This is a genomic window from Pseudomonas sp. UC 17F4 (genome assembly GCF_900101695.1).
GTDB lineage: Bacteria > Pseudomonadota > Gammaproteobacteria > Pseudomonadales > Pseudomonadaceae > Aquipseudomonas.
The window spans coordinates 5,130,729-5,146,146 of sequence record NZ_FNKV01000001.1 but is presented as its reverse complement, the minus strand read 5'-3'; the positions used below and the strand labels follow the sequence as shown (position 1 = coordinate 5,146,146).

Annotated in this window: 17 protein-coding genes; all 17 read right to left on the bottom strand. The window is 65.3% G+C overall.

The features are described 5' to 3' along the window. Positions 1-6 precede the first annotated feature (6 nt). The 17 genes from BLR26_RS23410 to BLR26_RS23330 all read right to left on the bottom strand — a co-directional run bounded on the left by BLR26_RS23410 (position 7) and on the right by BLR26_RS23330 (position 15,392). Entirely contained in the window at positions 7-1,236 is a 1,230-nt protein-coding gene (locus tag BLR26_RS23410) for a primase/helicase family protein (RefSeq protein ID WP_093386159.1), read from the bottom strand. A 445-nt stretch (positions 1,237-1,681) separates the two neighbouring features. After that, entirely contained in the window at positions 1,682-2,641 is a 960-nt protein-coding gene (locus BLR26_RS23405; RefSeq protein ID WP_093386155.1) for a PDR/VanB family oxidoreductase, read from the bottom strand. 3 nt (positions 2,642-2,644) lie between these two features. Beyond that, positions 2,645-3,082 (bottom strand): Rid family hydrolase, encoded by a 438-nt coding sequence (locus tag BLR26_RS23400; RefSeq protein ID WP_045193459.1) that lies wholly within the window; start codon positions 3,080-3,082, stop codon positions 2,645-2,647. Then, a complete protein-coding gene (locus tag BLR26_RS23395; protein WP_093386150.1) occupies positions 3,082-4,113 on the bottom strand; it encodes an aromatic ring-hydroxylating oxygenase subunit alpha in 1,032 nt (343 codons plus the stop codon). Before BLR26_RS23395 ends, BLR26_RS23400 begins: the two co-directional genes overlap by 1 nt. 20 nt (positions 4,114-4,133) lie before the next feature. Further along, positions 4,134-4,361, bottom strand: coding sequence for a recombinase-like helix-turn-helix domain-containing protein (locus BLR26_RS23390; protein ID WP_045193456.1), 228 nt, complete (start codon positions 4,359-4,361; stop codon positions 4,134-4,136). A 1-nt stretch (position 4,362) separates the two neighbouring features. Further along, positions 4,363-4,680: a hypothetical protein gene (locus BLR26_RS23385; protein WP_093386146.1), complete on the bottom strand. Its 318-nt coding sequence runs from the start codon at positions 4,678-4,680 to the stop codon at positions 4,363-4,365. Positions 4,681-4,689: 9 nt separating this feature from the next. Then, positions 4,690-5,832, bottom strand: coding sequence for an FAD-dependent monooxygenase (locus tag BLR26_RS23380; RefSeq protein ID WP_093386142.1), 1,143 nt, complete (start codon positions 5,830-5,832; stop codon positions 4,690-4,692). A 13-nt stretch (positions 5,833-5,845) separates the two neighbouring features. Next, entirely contained in the window at positions 5,846-6,811 is a 966-nt protein-coding gene (locus BLR26_RS23375) for a VOC family protein (protein ID WP_045193452.1), read from the bottom strand. Beyond that, complete coding sequence (locus BLR26_RS23370; protein WP_093386136.1) at positions 6,808-8,298, bottom strand: aldehyde dehydrogenase; 1,491 nt, start codon at positions 8,296-8,298, stop codon at positions 6,808-6,810. Before BLR26_RS23370 ends, BLR26_RS23375 begins: the two co-directional genes overlap by 4 nt. A 10-nt stretch (positions 8,299-8,308) precedes the next feature. Beyond that, on the bottom strand, positions 8,309-9,112 hold the full coding sequence (locus BLR26_RS23365; RefSeq protein ID WP_045193450.1) for an aspartate dehydrogenase: 804 nt from the start codon (positions 9,110-9,112) through the stop codon (positions 8,309-8,311). A 10-nt stretch (positions 9,113-9,122) separates the two neighbouring features. Continuing rightward, positions 9,123-10,805 carry a thiamine pyrophosphate-binding protein gene (locus tag BLR26_RS23360; protein ID WP_093386131.1) on the bottom strand — a complete coding sequence of 561 codons (1,683 nt, stop codon included), beginning with the start codon at positions 10,803-10,805 and terminating at the stop codon, positions 9,123-9,125. Further along, a complete protein-coding gene (locus BLR26_RS23355) occupies positions 10,798-11,598 on the bottom strand; it encodes an SDR family oxidoreductase (protein WP_093386124.1) in 801 nt (266 codons plus the stop codon). Before BLR26_RS23355 ends, BLR26_RS23360 begins: the two co-directional genes overlap by 8 nt. Before the next feature lies 1 nt (position 11,599). Then, positions 11,600-12,427, bottom strand: coding sequence for an IclR family transcriptional regulator (locus tag BLR26_RS23350; protein ID WP_045193445.1), 828 nt, complete (start codon positions 12,425-12,427; stop codon positions 11,600-11,602). Next, on the bottom strand, positions 12,424-13,293 hold the full coding sequence (locus BLR26_RS23345) for an alpha/beta fold hydrolase (protein ID WP_045193444.1): 870 nt from the start codon (positions 13,291-13,293) through the stop codon (positions 12,424-12,426). Before BLR26_RS23345 ends, BLR26_RS23350 begins: the two co-directional genes overlap by 4 nt. Positions 13,294-13,297: 4 nt before the next feature. Further along, positions 13,298-13,837: a cupin domain-containing protein gene (locus BLR26_RS23340; protein WP_093386119.1), complete on the bottom strand. Its 540-nt coding sequence runs from the start codon at positions 13,835-13,837 to the stop codon at positions 13,298-13,300. A 14-nt stretch (positions 13,838-13,851) separates the two neighbouring features. Further along, positions 13,852-14,616: an SDR family oxidoreductase gene (locus BLR26_RS23335; protein WP_093387658.1), complete on the bottom strand. Its 765-nt coding sequence runs from the start codon at positions 14,614-14,616 to the stop codon at positions 13,852-13,854. Next, positions 14,616-15,392: an ABC transporter permease gene (locus tag BLR26_RS23330; protein ID WP_045193442.1), complete on the bottom strand. Its 777-nt coding sequence runs from the start codon at positions 15,390-15,392 to the stop codon at positions 14,616-14,618. Before BLR26_RS23330 ends, BLR26_RS23335 begins: the two co-directional genes overlap by 1 nt. Positions 15,393-15,418 lie beyond the last annotated feature (26 nt).

The following is a 15,418-nucleotide window of genomic DNA, read 5'->3' as shown; positions in this document are numbered from 1 at the left end:
TTGCTGTCAGAAGTAGTAGCCGATGTTGATGTTGGTGCGGTAGTACCAGTCGTTGCTGCCGACCGAGTTGGTGCTGGTCCAGCCCGTGCCGTTCTCGGCGCCGCCAAAGGGGTTGGCGTTCTTCGCCCAGGTGAAGTCGACCCAGGCCATGATCGGCATGGCCAAAAACTGCGCGCCGACGGTAAACATCTGCGAGTCATCCCAGCCGCTTTTGTCTTTCATCATGCGGCTGTAGTCGTTGTAGACCTTGATCTTCTTCAACTGGCCAAGGCCCGGGGTGAAGATGTCGTAGCCGACGTTGATCGAGCCGATGGTGGCCTTGGAGGCGATCAGGTAGGCCGGGGTCAGGCCGTTGCCGCCCATCAGCACCGAGTCGTTGCTGACGCCGTTGGGGTTCTTCGGATCGTATTCGTAGCGAATCGCCTGGCTGGTAACCGTCCAGTTGCCGGCGTTGACGATCGCATGCACGCCGCCGGCCCAGTAGTCGCCATCGTCACGGGTGGTGGCGTTGTACAGCTCGGCTGCGGCCAGCGAGGCGCCGATTTCGGTTTTCCAGCCGTCACCGCTGAAGGTCCGGGCCACCCGGGCGTTGACCTGGTTGCGCTTCTCGTTGTCCTGGCGTGACTGGGTGAAGGCCACGGCGTTGTCGTCAAGATCGCTGTAACGGCCGACTTCTGGCGAGTAGCGGATGCCGCTGGGCAGCATGCGCGGGAAGTACCCCAGTTGCAGGTCCCAGTCCTTGTCCTTGTAGCTGTACTTCAGGCCGCTGCCGGCGCTGACGCCATAGCCCATGAAAAACGGGATGTGGTAACTCCAGCCGAACTGCGGGTAGGGCTCAAGGCCAAAGGGTTTGAACGGTGCGCCCAGTTGCACGTTGGAATTGGCATTGAAGCGATAACCGACGTAGCCGCGGTCGATCGAGCGCTTGCCGTCGTCCTGGAACCAGTAGCCGATGTCGCTGAACAGTTGCTTGTGGGTGGCCTGGACATCCAGGCGAAAGGTGTCGAAGAGAAAGCGCCCGTTGTTTTCGGTGGTGTCCCAGTGCTCATCGCGGTAGTTGACCCGCAGCGCGCCGCCGATATCCAGCGAACTCTGGCCGTCGTCACTGCGCCAGGCAATGTGCGGGAAGGGTTTTTTCAGCGCTGGCGGCTGGTCCGGCGCCGCCGGGCCGGGCTCGGAAGCGAAACTGGTGGCGCTGCCAAGGATCAGGCCCAGGCTTATCACGTACTTGTTCATATCAATGCCCCGCAAGGTTGAGCAGTTTCTCTGGGCAACAGCTGTCCGCCGCCTGGAATCAGGCGTTAAGCGAAAGTCAGCGGTGGCGCATCGGTAGGTTTGTTATTGTTTTATAGGTGGCACGTTGTTTTTATTTGAACTCGAGAGGTAAAGAGCAGGAACTGTGCCAGTGCTGATGAGTGACTGGTGTTTTAATAAATATGATGTAAAACAATTATTTATATCTGAAACGCCTTAATTCGTGCCGTGGGTGAAACAGCGTGGCGTTTAAGTAACAGGGGTGGGCAATGGCAGTGCGGTTTAATTGCACAGCGCGCGTTGACAGTGCGTTGGTTGTTTTATCAATGAATAAGTAATTGACTGTTTTGGGGCCGCCGGACCTGCGAAAGCGGAGCAAAAAAAAGCCGGCACACCCGGTGCCGGCCAATTGCGCGTGTTGCAACAGTTACAGATCAAGCACCATGCGCCGGCTCTTGCAGCCCGAGACACAGACCATCATCGATGTGTTCGCCGCCCGTTCGGCCTTGGTCAGCACGCCATCGCGGTGGTCGATGTCACCTTCCAGCACCCGGGTTTCGCACGAGCCGCACACCCCTTCGCGGCAGCTGTACTCGATATCGCAGCCGGCTTCGAGCAGCACGTCGAGCAGGTTCAGCCCAGGCTCGACGCTCAGGGTCTTGCCGGACTTTTTCAGTTCGACGCTGTAGCTGTCCTGGGCATCTTCCGAGGGCGGCAGTTCGGCGGCGGTGAAGCGTTCGATATGCGCATGAGGGTAACCGAGGCTTTCGCAGGTGCTCTCGAAGGCATCGAGCATCGGCGTCGGGCCGCAGCAGTAGAAGTGCGTATCTCCGGGCTGCCCGGCCAGGTAATGGGTCAGGTCGGGTGCCGCGTTCTTCTCGTCGTTGAAATGGTAGAGCACCTTGGCATCGACCCCGCTGAGCTCTTCCAGCAGCGCCGCTTCCTTGCGCGAGCGGGCGCAGTAGATCAGCTCGGCGGATTTGCCCAGCGCCAGCAGCTGGCGAAACATGCAGTAGATCGGCGTGATGCCGATGCCGCCGGCCACCAGCACGTTGTGGCTGGCGTGCGGGTCGAGGGCGAAGTTGTTGCGCGGTTGCGAGATGTGCAGTTGCGTGCCAACCCGCAGATGCTCATGGACGAACGCCGAGCCGCCGCGGCTGTTGCGATCACGCAGAATGCCGACTACATAACGGCCCTGGTCGCTCGGCGAGTTGAGCAGTGAGTAGCTGCGCACCAGGCCATTGGGCAGGTGCAGGTCGATGTGCGAGCCGGCTTCGAACGGCGCGAACACGGTGTCGCCCCAGGGGCGCAGTTCGACGCTGATGATGCCTTCGGCTTCGTGGCGCAGGGTGTGCACCAGCGCGGTGATGGTAGAGGAGTTGGACATCGGTCACCTCAAGGGCGCAGTGCGCAAGTCAATGTCGAGCCGGGCGCTGGCTTCGATTTCCACCACCAGTTCGGGGAACACCAGGGCGCTCACCTGAACCAGGGTGGAGGTGGGGTAGCAGGCAAAGCCTTGGAAGAAGTCGCGGCGGGCGCGAGCGACTTCGTCCTTGTCGGCAATGTCGGTGAGGTACAGCGTCAAACGGTAGAGATTGCCGATGTGCCCGCCTGCCGCTTCCACCAGGGCGCGGATCTTGTTCAGTACCACCAGGGTCTGCGCGTAGGCATCCAGCGGCGCGCCGCCCTCGGTGGCCTGGCGGGTGGCGGGATGGCCGGTCATGCCGGACATCACCAGCTCGTTGCCCAGCAGCAGGGCGTTGGACCAGCTGGCAGTGGCCAGCTCGGTCACCGCCTGTGCCTGGATACGGTGCACGGGCAGGTTCATCACAGTTGCTTCGCTTCGATCAGCGCCAGTTGCTCCTTGGCCTTGCCCTTGAGGTAGCGGCGCAGGCGCACCACACCGAGGTCATGCTGATAGAGGTTCTCGCGCTGGTTGGCGTCGAACTCCATGAACTCCAGCAGCACCCGGTCCTGCTCCAGCACTGCCCAGTGGCGGGCTTCCAGGCGGTTCTTGTAGAGGAAGCGCCAGGTGTCGCGCTGCCAGCCGGTCAGTGGCCGCGCGCGCCAGTGGAACACTGCCGAGAGGCTGCGGCTGCTCGGGGTGTAGCTGCCGATGATGGTGAAGTTGCCGCCCGGGCCGCCGGTCTTCGGGTAAGGGATTTCCAGGCGCAGCCAGTGGCAGCCGTTGTCGAGGAATTCGGTCCAGTCGAAGTTGACCCCGCGCTGGCCTTCCTTCTCGAAGAAGAAACCCTGCTCGGTATCGCGGGTGACGAACTTGGCGGTGGCTTCGCCTTCGCTCATCGAGTGCGACATCTTGTGCAGGTAGGTGCCGTGCATCGGGTCCATGACGTTGTCGAGCACGTAGCGGTAGTCACCTTGCCACTCGGTGTAGCAGAGGAAGCTGCTCCACTCGGGCGAGGTCAGTTGCTCGGGCAGCACCAGCTCTGGCGGGGTGTCCAGGTGCGGGTCGGTGGCGTTGAACAAAAAGATCGCCCCGGCCGCCTCGCGGGTGTGGAACATGCGCGTCGGGCGGCTGCCTTCGAGCTTGCAGCCAGGGCTGCCGGGGACCTTGGTCACGGTGCCGTCGCAGCGCACTTCGACGCCGTGGTACGGGCACTGCAGGCGGTCGCCCAGCACCGGGCCCTGGGACAGCGGCGCGCCGCGGTGCGGGCAGTGGTCTTCGAGGGCATGCACGCTGCCATCGTTGTCGCGCCACAGGGCGATCTTGTAGCCCAGGCGGCGCACCGACAGCGGCTTGTCGCCAAGCAGCCCGGAGGGCAATACGGGAAACCAGAGGTCTTTGAGGCCGTTGGCCAGGTGGTTCTCAACAGGATCGACGGTGAATTGCATATTCATCTTGTTTTACCTCCGGCGGGTCATGCGCCCAGCCGCGCCATCAGGGTTTTATAGGAGTCTTCGGTCCACTCGCCGCGGGTCAAGGGGCAAGGCGGCCCGGCCAGGTTCAGGTGCGCCAGCAGCTCGGGCAGCTGGGTGATGCCGTTGCCGTAGGCGCGCTCGATGGAATCGCCGAGCAGTTCTTCGAACGGGGTGTTGGGCCGTTTGCGCGCCTGATGGGGCTCCAGGTAGCGTGGGGTGTTGCTCATGTCATTGACCTCCATTGCGAACCCGTTCGCGGATCATTTCGCGGACCGGGACAAAGTCGTACGTCGGGTAGCATTCGGTGCGGAACACGCCCCAGGCGGCGCGCTCCAGTTCCACATTGACCTTGCCGAGCAGGCTCGGCGGCAGGCGCAGGGTGACGATCTGGCCCAGGCCCATGGCCACGGTCCAGGACACCAGCTCGACGCCGGCCGGCGGGAAGCTGTCCCACCAGCCCATCTGCTTCATGTGCGCCTGAATCTGTTCCAGGTTCTTCGACTGGTCGTGCCTGAGCACCAGCGTCAGTTGCATCGTCTCGCTCATGCTTGGGCCTCAGGCAGCGCTGGCGGTAGGCACGGTCCAGGCGTCGTAGCCATAGACCCAGTCGGCATTGCCGCCGGCCTTGAGCCACTGGTTGCCGCGTGAACCGATCTGGATCTGGCTGGTGCGCTCCAGGCGCGACCGTTGGTAACCCTGCAGGGCGCTGGCGATCTGCGCCGGGCTGGTGACACCGTGTAGATGACGGGCCAGCACCACCGCGTCTTCGATGGCCTGGCCGGCGCCCTGGGCCATGAACGGCATCATCGGGTGGCAGGCGTCACCGAGCAGGGTGATCGCGCCTTCGGACCAGTACGGCAGCGGGTCACGCTCGTACAGTGCGGTCTTGAGGACTTCGTCGCAGGCGTCGAGCAGCGCCCGGGCGTCGGCGTGAAAGTCCTGGTAATGGCTGCGCAGTTCGGCGGCGTCGCCAGCAGTGGTCCAGGACTCCAGGTGCCAGCTGTCCTGGGCGGTGGTGGCGAAGATGAAGATGTCGCGGCCCTGGTTCAGCGGGAAGGTGACGATCTGGCTCTGCGGGTTGGGGCCCCACCATTTGGTGAAGGCCTGGATGTTCGGTACATGCGCTACACGCTCGGCCGGGACCACGGCGCGGTAGGCGACCACGCCGGTAAAGCGCGGCTGCTCTTCACCGAACAGGGCATTGCGCACTACCGAGTGAATGCCGTCGGCGCCGATCAGCAGGTCGGCGCGATGGCGGCTGCCATCCTTGAAGCGCAGCTCGACGCCGTCGGCATCCTGCAGCACCTGCTCGGCGCGCTTGGCGAACTGCACGTTGTGCAGCGGGAACACATCGGCCAGGGCCGCCAGCAGGTCGGCGCGGTGAATGGTCAATTGCGGTGCGCCGTACTGGCTTTGCGCGGCGTCGGCCATTTCCAGGCGCGAGGTTTCTTCGCCTGTGTCCCACATACGGCTGATGCGGTGGCTCGGGCGCGCGGCCGGAATGCGCACCGCCGGGCCGACGCCGAGGCCATCGAGGGCGCGCACGGCGTTGGGGGTGAGGTTGATGTCGGCACCGACCCGCAAAAACGCCTTGGACTGTTCGAAAACCGTGACCTGGTGACCGGCCTGGCGCAGGGCGATGGCGGCGGTAAGGCCGCCGATGCCGGCACCGTTGATGGCGATGTTCAACGAAGACATGGACAACTCCTGCTCAGGGTTTGGGTTTGTCGGTAAGGAACTTGCCTTGCGGCGCCTCGACATGCTGCTGGCGCCGGGTATTGCCATCGATGCCGCCGGCAATCGCCCATTCGGCAAACACCGTCGGGCCCGGCTCGAACTCGCGCGGCTGCCATTCGCCGGTCAGCTGGTCTTCGTCGGCGTAGTACTCGACCAGGGCGCCGGCCGGGTTCTTGAAGTACCAGAAGAACGCCGACGACACCGGGTGGCGGCCCGGGCCGATCTCGGTGGCCCAGCCACTGCGCGAGATGTGCATGCCGCCGCCGAACACTTCGTGCAGGTCGCGCACGGTGAAGGCGACGTGGTTCAGACCGGCGCGGGGGGCCGGCAGCTGGAGCATGAACAAATCGTGGTGGCCGCCTTCCTCGGCGGTGCGCAGGAACGCGCCGCGGTTGGGGTAGCGGTCCGAGGCCTGGAAGCCGAAGCGCTCGTGGTAGAAGGCTTCGCAGGCATTCACATCCTTGACGAAGAACACCACGTGGCCGACTTCGATCGGCGTGGCGCGCTCATACACCGGCGCCGGCTTGTTGATCCGGCCCTTGGTCTGCCAGGTGTTGTGGCCGCTGCACTCGATGTCCAGTGCGCGCTTGCGGGTCACCTGCAGGCGGATCGCCAGGCCGTTGGGGTCGGTGCAGCCGATGCGCCCGTTGCCTTCGACAAAGCCCGGGTCGTTGGCGATGCGCTGGCTGTACAGGGCGAGGTCCGCTTCGCTTTCCACGCCCCAGACCACTTCACGCACGGTCGAGCCCGGCTCGATCGCCGCTGGCAGGCCGGGCTTGTTGATGTCGGCCAGTACCACCCGGCAGCCGTTGAGGGTTTCGAAGACCACCTCGTCGGCCTGTTCGCTGACCTTGTCCAGGCCCCAGTCGCTGAAGAAGCGCACGCAGGTGTCGAGGTCTTCGACGCCGTAGGTGACTTCATCGATGCCCAATACGCTCATGGCCTTGCCTCCACACCGGCCCAGGCCAGTGGTTGTTCGTTCATGCCCCAGTAGAGGCTTTTCTGTTCCATGTACTGCAGGATCCCCAGGCGGCCTTTTTCACGACCCAGGCCGCTGTCACGCCAGCCGCCGAACGGGGTGGCGATGGAGAACTGCTTGTAGGTGTTGATCCACACCGTGCCGGCCTGGATCTTGCGGCCCAGGGCCCAGGCGCGCTTGTATTCGCGGCTCCAGATGCCGGCGGCGAGGGCGTAGAGGCTGTCGTTGGCCTGCTCGATCAGCTCTGCCTCGCTGTCGAACGGCAGCGCCACCAGCACCGGGCCGAAGATTTCTTCCTGGCAGGTCTGCTGGCTGTTGCGCAGGCCTTCGAGGATGGTTGGCGGGTAGAAGTAGCCCTGATCAAACAGGCCGCCAGTCGGGCGTTGGCCGCCGAGCAGCAGGCGGCCACCTTCGGCCAGGCCCAGGGCCACGTAGCGCTCCACCGACTCGCGGTGCGCGGCGCTGATCAGCGGGCCCATTTGCGTGGTTTCGTCCGCCGGGTCGCCCAGGCGCAAACGCGCAGCGCCTGCGACCAGGCGCTGCATGAACGGCTCGTACAGGGCGCGGGCAACGAACAGCCGCGAACCGGCAATGCAGGCCTCCCCCGAGGAGCTGAAAATGCCATACAGCACCCCGGCCACGGCGTGATCGAGGTCGGCGTCATCGAGGACGATGGTCGGCGACTTGCCGCCCAGTTCCAGCGACACCGGCATCATCTTGTCGGCGGCGATGTGGGCGATGTGCTTCCCGGTCTTGGTCCCGCCGGTGAACGACACACGCTTGATCAGCGGGTGCTGCGTCAGCGCATCACCGAGCAATGAGCCCTTGCCCGGCAACACGCTGACCAGGCCCTTGGGCAAGCCTGCGTCCTCGCAGATCTGCGCCAGTTGCAGGGCCAGCAGCGGGGTGATTTCTGCCGGCTTGATTACCACCGCATTGCCGGCGGCCAGGGCCGGGGCGACCTTTTGCGCTTCGCTGGCAATCGGCGAGTTCCACGGGGTGATAGCCGCGACCACGCCCATGGGTTCGTAGACGCTCATGCTGACGAAGTCGCCGCGCGACGGGGTGATGGTCTCTTCCAGGGTTTCGCAGGCGGCGGCGAAAAACTGGAAAGTACCGGCGGCGCTGGCCACCAGGGCGCGGGTTTCGTTGATCGGCTTGCCGTTGTCCTGGCGTTGCAATTGCGCCAGTTCTTCGCTGCGCTGGCGGATCAGTTCGCCGATGCGGTACAGCACGGCGGCGCGTTCGTGCGGCTTGCGCTGGGCCCAGCCGCTGTTGAGGAAGGCCTGGTGGGCGCCTTGCACGGCGTCTTCGACATCCTCGAGGCTGGCGGCGTTGAGCCAGGCCACCGGCTCGCCGGTGGCCGGGTAGCGCGTGGCGTAGCGCTCACCGCCGCCCAGGCGCCAGGTGCCGGCAATGCAGATAGGTAGAGTCTGTTCCAGCGTCATCGACGTTCCCCTAGATGGAAATGGCATGGGCGTGGTTGCCCAGGGCACGGACCACGCTGTAGACGGTCAGCGCCGAGGTTTTCGGGTTGGCCTGCAGCGGCTTGCCGCGCAGGCTCATCTCGAAACCGCCGAAGGCACCACGGGCTTCGAAGTGGTGGACGTTCTCTTCGCTGAGCGGGTCGGCAATCAGTGTCACTCGCGTGCGGTCCAGGCCCAGCCCTGCCAGCGACAAGGTGGCGGCGACGTTGGCGTTCTTCGGGTACAGGCGCGCAGCTTCGCGGGCGCTGCCTTCGAAGATCACCGTGGCCTGGTCGATGGCGTCCAGGTTGCAAACCTCTTCGGCCGGGGTGTTCTTCCAGGCCCTGGCCGGTTTGCGCCCGGTGTAGTCGACCGAATCCAGGCCGCCGACCTTGGCCGCCGACAGCGCATCGATGCCGCCGATGGCGCCGGGCAGCAGCTCGATGCGGGTGTTGCCACGGGCGGCGGCGGCCTCCAGGCGCTCGACCAGGCCCAGCTCCGACAGCGCACCGACCGAGACGATCAGGCAGGCGATGCCGCGCTCCAGTGCCGGCAGCACGTGCTCCTCGATTGCCTTGTGCCCGGCGCATTCCACCAGCAAATCCGGGCGGGCGTCGGCGGGCAGGGCGGTGAGCACCTGCGGCGGGCGCTTGAAGCTGGCCAGGCGCTGTTGCACCAGGGCTTCGGAGCCGGCCGAGGCGATCACATGCTCGACGCGCAGCTGCGCATCGTTCTCCAGCAGTTCCAGCACCGCGACGCCAATGGCGCCGCAGCCGATCATGGTGATATTGAGCATGCGCAAGTCCTCAGGCCGTGGCTTTCTGGGCTTTGGTTTCGCTGTTGGGCGGCCCTGCGAACTGGGTGGCAAAGCCGCCAACGCTGAGCATGTCGACTTCCAGCAAAAACGGCCCGCCCTGGCTCAGGGCGTTGTTCAGCACCGCGCCGAAGTCCTTCAGGTCGCTGACCAGGCCATGGCGCAGGCCGATCGATTCGGCCAGCTTGGTGTAGTCCGGGGTGTGCAGTTCGACATAGGCGTGGCGGGCGCCGTAGATGGCGTCCTGGATGTTGCGGATCACCCCGTAGCGCTGGTCGTTCATCAGCAGGATCACCACATTGGCTTTCTCCTGCACCAGGGTCGCCAGCTCACCGAGGTTGAGGATGAAGCCGCCGTCGCCAGCCAGGGCGAAGACCTTGCGCTGCGGGTCGGTTTCCGCCGCTGCCACCGCCGCGCCAATGCCCATGGCCAACCCTTGGCCGATGCCGCCACCGAGGGCATGCACGCCGGCCAGCGGGTGGTAGAGGTTGAGCAGGCGGTTGCCCCAGATGCTGTTGGACAGGGTCACGTCGCGCACCCAGGAGAAATTGCGCCCGGTCAGCCCCTGCAGTTGTTCGACCATCGCCGAGTACGGGCCGAGGTCGGCCACCAGCTGCGCGCGCGATTGCGTGCGGACGGCCTTGAGCTCGCCGATGAAGTTCGGGTCGATGTTCAGGCGGCCTTCAAGGCGGTCGGCCAGGCCATCGAGGGCCAGGGCCGAGTCGCCGCAGATGAACAGCTCGCTGGAGTAGCTGCGCCCTTCGATGGCCGGGTTGGCATCGATGCGCAGGGTGGTGCGCGGCAGCTTCAGGGCGTACTTGAAGGTCTCGTTGCTGCGCAGGCGCGAACCGGCCACCACCAGCGCATCGCAGCTTTGCAGGAAACCTTCGACCAGCTTGTTCTGCGAGAAGGCGCCGAGGCAACGCTCGTCGTCTTCGTTGACTACGCCGCGACCCTGGGTCGAGGTGATCACGCCAACGCCCATGTCCAGTAGACGCTTGACCTGCGCCCCGGCGTGGCGGGCACCGCCGCCGAGCCACAGTAGCGGGCGGGTGGCGCTGGCCAGGCGTTCGGCGACCAGGTCGAGGGCTTCCGGCGCCGGCACGGCAACCGGGATCGGCAGCGGCGACAGGTCGCTCGGCATGGGGATGAAGGTCGACTGGATATCGATCGGGATCTCGACGCTGACCGGGCCGGTGGGCGCGGTCAGGGCGGTCTGCACGGCGAGCTTGAGGGTGCTCAGCGCGGTCTCGACACTGCGCACGCGAAAGGCCGCCTTGGACACCGCCTTGAGCATGGTCAACTGGTCGCGGGCTTCGTGGATGTAGGCGAAGTCCTGATCCAGGTACGGCGTTTCGATCTGCCCGGTGATGTGCAGCAGCGGCGTGCCGGCGGTCAGTGCTTCGACCAGCGCCCCGGCGGCGTTGCCGGCAGCGGTGCCGGTGGACGTCAGGCACACGCCCAGGCCACCGGTGGTGCGGGCGTAGGCATCGGCCATGTTGGTCGCGCCGGCTTCGCCACGGGCCATGACGAAGCGGATGTTGCCACGTACGGCGAAAGCATCGAGGATCGGCATGTTGTGGATCGAGATCACGCCGAAGGCGGCCTTGACCTCGCATTGTTCGAGGAACGCGGTGATGGCAGCGCCAACGGTGACAGTGTTTTCATTACGCATGGCGGGACAGGCCTCCAGAAACATCGATATGGCTGCCAGTGGTGTAGGCCGACAGGGGCGAAGCCAGGAACAGGATCGCTTGGGCTGCTTCTTTGGGCAGGCCCAGGCGCCCCAGGGGAATGTGTTTGCGTTGCGCCAGTTGCGCGGTCCATTGCGACCAGTCCAGATCGCGCTCTTCGCGGGCCTCGAAGCGCCGGCGCCACTGGCCGGATTCGACCAGGCCGATAAGGATGCCGTTGACCCGGATGCCCTGTTCGGCGAACTCGGTGGCCATCGAGCGCACCAGGTTCTTAAGGCCCGCACGTGCTGCCGAGGTGGCGACCATGTGCGGCTCCGGCTGGCTGGCCAGCAGCGAGTTGACGCAGACGATCGAAGCGCCGGCCTGGCCTTGCAGTTGGGGGAGGAAGGCGCGCACCGGGTAGATCACCGAGAAGAATTTCAGCTGCAGCTCTTCGCTCCAGGCTTCATCAGTGGTGTCGGCGAAGGTCGAGACCCGGCCTTGACCGGCGTTGTTGATCAGCACCTGGGCCGGGCCGAGGGCGGCCAGGCTGGCGGCAGCGAATGCGTTGACTGACGCGGCATCCAGCACATCACAGGCTTGAGCCAACAGACGCGCATCGGGGAAACGTTCGCGCAGGCGGGCTTCGGCGCTGTTCAAGCGGTCCTGATCGCGACCACAAAAGGCCACTGCCGCACCGGCTTCAAGCAGTTGCTCGACACAGGCCAGGCCAATCCCGGAAGAGCCGCCAGTGACGATGGCGGTGCGCCCGTGCAGTTGATAGAGGTTGCTCATGTCAGTCCCTCATCAGCGCGGTGACGCGGCCGGAGCCAGCGTTTGGCGTGTAGTTGAGCAGGCGCGACAGCTCATCGGCGCTGCCCCGCACATGGCCAAGCAGGCCGTCGAAATTGATGTGCGCAACCTGCACGGTAGGGATGGTCACGCCCATGGCGGCAACCACCCGGCCACTGTGATCGCGCACCGGCGCAGCGATGGTCGAGATCGATGATTCGAAAAAACCTTCGCCGCTGACATAGCCGCGCTGACGGTCGCTCTGCACCAGGTCGAACAGCTCCAGTACGGTTTTCGGTGTGCACGGCGAGTGCTGTTCCAGGTGCTCCTCCGGGTACAGCTCACGCAGCTCGGCCAGGCTCAGGTCTTCAAGGAGGATGCGCCCCAGCACCGTGGCGTGGGCCGGCAGGCGGGTGCCGACGTTGACCGCGCTGGAGAACACCGACGGCGGCGAAACCTTGGCCACGTAGACGATCGAGCGACCGTCACGCACCACCAGGTTGCTCGGGTAATTAAGGTGATCGCACAGCCGCGCCAGCAGCGGTTGACCGAGCTCGGTCAGCTCCAGCGATGCCAGGTACTCGAAGCCCAGGCGCAGTACTGACATGCCCAGGCGGTACTCGTTGCCGCTGCGGGTGACGAAGCCCATGGTTTCCAGGGTGGTCAACAGGCGGAAGATGGTCGAGCGCGGCAGCTCCAGGCGCCGCGCCAGTTCCGGCGCGGTGAGGGTGCGGTTTTGCCGGCTGAATTCACAGAGCAGCAACAGGCCGCGCTCAAGGCCGGGGACGATGTACTTGTCCTGGTTGTCTTTCAACAGATCCGAATCATTCATAGCGCAGTACCTGTCAGGGATTCTTCGAGGGCCCGGGCAAGCAGCGTTGCCACGGCCTCGGGTTGTTCGATCGGGCTGGCGTGGCCGGCCTCGGCAATCAACGCGAACGCTGCCCCCAGGGCCTTGGCCAGGGCCTGGCAGTCCTCGGGGCGGGTGATGCTGTCAGCGGCGCCGCAATGCACTTCGCACGGCACGGCCAGGGCGGCGTAGCGCAGCAGGTCATCGCCACACAGCAACTCGATGGCCTGGCGATAGCCCTGGGGCAGCAGCCGCGCCATGTTCCATTGCACCCAGGCGCGGGCTTCGCTGCTGGCCGCTGGCGAGAGCATGTGTGCGCTGCGCTGGTTGGCCATCTGGGCGATGCCCAGTTGCTCAAGGTTGTGCAGGCGCTGGTTGCGCACCTGTTGCGCCTGCTCGGCACGGGCCGGGTCGCCATAGCCGCGAGCCGGGCTGATCAGCACCAGGCGCCGCACCCGTTGCGGCTGCTGCTGGGCCAGGGCCGCGGCGCTGAGGGCACCGAGGGAATGGCCGACCAGCAGGCAGTCGTCAATCTGCAGCGCATCGAGCAAATGCCGCAGGCGCCGGGCATAGTCCACCGCCTGCGGCGCAGGCTTGGCCAGCGGGCTTGAGTCGCCGTAGCCCGGTGCATCCCAGGCAATCACCCGGGCGTGCTGGCTCAGTTGCAGCGCCACCTGCAGCCAGGACGCGGCGCCCGAGCCAATGCCATGCAACAGCACGATGGCCGGCCCGTGCCCGGCTTCGCGGATCGCCTGGGCGCCGCTTGCCAGTTGCACCAGGCGCTGGGGGAAGCGCTGCTGCAACTGGGCCGCAAGGCCGGCGAGCGAGTGGTCGGTGGCGTGCAACATCGGCTTAACCGCGCTTGATCGAGGCCAGCGGGTGCGCTGGCGGGTAGGTCGGGGTCACCGGCTTTTTCGCGCCGAGCATCACGCACATCAGCGCGTCTTCATCGCCGATGTTGATCTCTTCGCGGTACACGCCCGGCGGTACCGAAATCAGGTCGCGGTCGGTGAGCACAGTTTCGAAGCGCTCGCCGTCTTTCTCGATGATCACCTTGAGCTTGCCGCGCAACACGAAGAACACTTCCTCGACGTCGGTATGGATATGCGGCGGGCCTTCATGACCGGCGGGGATGACCATGGTCGAGAAGGTGAAGTGCTCCGAGGGGATGGTGTTCATGTCGCTGTTGACCCCGGTGCCGCCGGTGCCGACGTAGCGCATTTGCGCGCGGCGGAACTTGGGGTCAAAGTCGGCCTGGAACTTCAGCGCGTCCCAGTCGTACTTGCGGGTTTGGTAGCGGGCGATGCGGGTCTGCATCCAGCCAGCGAGGTCCGAGCCTGCGGGTTGTTCCCAGGTTTTCGCGGTGGCGTTTTGTACGGATAGGTCGGTCATGGGTTTCTCCTTGCTCAAGGCATGACGAACCCGCCGTTGACCGGCAGGGTTTGTCCAGTGATGAAACGCGACAGGTCGGACAGGGCAAACAGCACGGCGCCACTGACGTCTTCTGGCAGTTGCGGGCGCTGAAGCGCCCGTTGTTCGGTGTACAGGCGGTGGCGCGCCTCGGGCACATAGGCGGTGGCCTCGACCAGCACCAGGCCGGGGGCGATGGCATTGACGGTGATGTTGTCAGTGCCAAGTTCACGGGCCAGGCTGCGGGTCATGGCGATGATCGCGCCCTTGCTGGCGACATACGCCAGCAGGTTCGGTGCGCCCCACAGCGGGGTGTCGGAGGCCAGGTTGATCACCGCGCCCTTGGCGCTGGCGCGCAGGGCCGGCAGGCAGGCGCGGGTCATTAGCCAGGTGCCGCGCACGTTTACCTGCATGACCTGGTCCCAGGTGTCGATGTCCAGTTGCTCGCAGGTCTTGCCGCCGGAGTTGGTGATCGAGGCGTTGTTGACCAGGCCGTCGAGGCCGCCGAGCTCGGCAACTGTCTCGGCGACGCAGGCAGTGATCGACTCCGGGTTGCCCAGGTCGAGGGTCACGCCGGTCACCTGCAAGCCTTGCTCGCGCAGCTCGCAGGCGGCCTGCAGCACGCGCTCCTGGAGAATATCGGCGATCACCACGCGGGCACCGGCCTGGCCGATGGCCTGGGCGAAGGCATAGCCCAGGCCACGGGCGCCACCGGTGACCAGCACGCGGCGGCCTTCAAGCATGGTTTTGAATGGGTTCATCATTGGGTACTCAGCATGGCTTTGGGCAGGTAGTGCAGGACGCGTTTCTCGGCCCAGACCACCGCGCCGTAGGCCAGCACGCCGATCAGGGTGAGCATGACGATGGCGACGAAGACCCCGGCGGTGTTGCCCTGGCCTTCAGCGTCGACCAACAGGAAGCCCAGGCCCTGGTTGCCGCCGACCAGTTCGCCGACGGTGACGCCGATCACCGCCAGGGTCGAGGCGATGCGCAGGCCCGAGAACAGCGCGGCCATGGCCGAGGGGAACTCCACCAGGCGGAAGATCTGCCAGCGGCTGGCGTTCATGGTGCGCACCAGGTTGATCATGTCCGGGTCAACGGTACGGATTGCCGAGAGCACGTTGATCATCACCGGGAAGAACACGATGAGGATGGCGATGAGGATCTTCGGGTAGATGGTGTAGCCCAGCCACATCACGAACAGCGGCGCGAAGGCGACTTTCGGGGCGATCTGCAGGGCCAGGATGTACGGCGAGAGCATGGCCTCGGCCGACGGCGACAGGCCCAGCGACACGCCGATGGCCACGCCCAGCAGGGCGCCGAGGCCAAAGCCGACGATGATCTCGAAGGCGGTGATCAGGGTGTGCTGCAGCAGGCCGCTGGACTGCCACATCACCAGGCTTTCCTGGGCCACGCGGCTCAGTTGCGGCATGACGAACTCGGGCATGCCGAGCAGGCCGGGGCCCCACTGCCAGAGCAGCAGGAACAGGATCAGCAGGGCGACGCTGCCGAGCACGGAGGTGTTGAGGTTTCTCATCGGGCTAATACCTTGTTATGCATCCA

Coding starts and splice junctions, on each gene's coding strand:
- BLR26_RS23405 (WP_093386155.1), bottom strand. CDS start 2,641: ATGTCCAACTCCTCTACCATCACCGCGCTGGTGCACACCCTGCGCCAC.
- BLR26_RS23340 (WP_093386119.1), bottom strand. CDS start 13,837: ATGACCGACCTATCCGTACAAAACGCCACCGCGAAAACCTGGGAACAA.
- BLR26_RS23350 (WP_045193445.1), bottom strand. CDS start 12,427: ATGAATGATTCGGATCTGTTGAAAGACAACCAGGACAAGTACATCGTC.
- BLR26_RS23390 (WP_045193456.1), bottom strand. CDS start 4,361: ATGAGCAACACCCCACGCTACCTGGAGCCCCATCAGGCGCGCAAACGG.
- BLR26_RS23345 (WP_045193444.1), bottom strand. CDS start 13,293: ATGTTGCACGCCACCGACCACTCGCTCGCCGGCCTTGCGGCCCAGTTG.
- BLR26_RS23330 (WP_045193442.1), bottom strand. CDS start 15,392: ATGAGAAACCTCAACACCTCCGTGCTCGGCAGCGTCGCCCTGCTGATC.
- BLR26_RS23375 (WP_045193452.1), bottom strand. CDS start 6,811: ATGAGCGTATTGGGCATCGATGAAGTCACCTACGGCGTCGAAGACCTC.
- BLR26_RS23410 (WP_093386159.1), bottom strand. CDS start 1,236: ATGAACAAGTACGTGATAAGCCTGGGCCTGATCCTTGGCAGCGCCACC.
- BLR26_RS23360 (WP_093386131.1), bottom strand. CDS start 10,805: ATGCGTAATGAAAACACTGTCACCGTTGGCGCTGCCATCACCGCGTTC.
- BLR26_RS23400 (WP_045193459.1), bottom strand. CDS start 3,082: ATGAACCTGCCCGTGCACCGTATCCAGGCACAGGCGGTGACCGAGCTG.
- BLR26_RS23370 (WP_093386136.1), bottom strand. CDS start 8,298: ATGACGCTGGAACAGACTCTACCTATCTGCATTGCCGGCACCTGGCGC.
- BLR26_RS23355 (WP_093386124.1), bottom strand. CDS start 11,598: ATGAGCAACCTCTATCAACTGCACGGGCGCACCGCCATCGTCACTGGC.
- BLR26_RS23365 (WP_045193450.1), bottom strand. CDS start 9,112: ATGCTCAATATCACCATGATCGGCTGCGGCGCCATTGGCGTCGCGGTG.
- BLR26_RS23335 (WP_093387658.1), bottom strand. CDS start 14,616: ATGAACCCATTCAAAACCATGCTTGAAGGCCGCCGCGTGCTGGTCACC.
- BLR26_RS23385 (WP_093386146.1), bottom strand. CDS start 4,680: ATGAGCGAGACGATGCAACTGACGCTGGTGCTCAGGCACGACCAGTCG.
- BLR26_RS23395 (WP_093386150.1), bottom strand. CDS start 4,113: ATGAATATGCAATTCACCGTCGATCCTGTTGAGAACCACCTGGCCAAC.
- BLR26_RS23380 (WP_093386142.1), bottom strand. CDS start 5,832: ATGTCTTCGTTGAACATCGCCATCAACGGTGCCGGCATCGGCGGCCTT.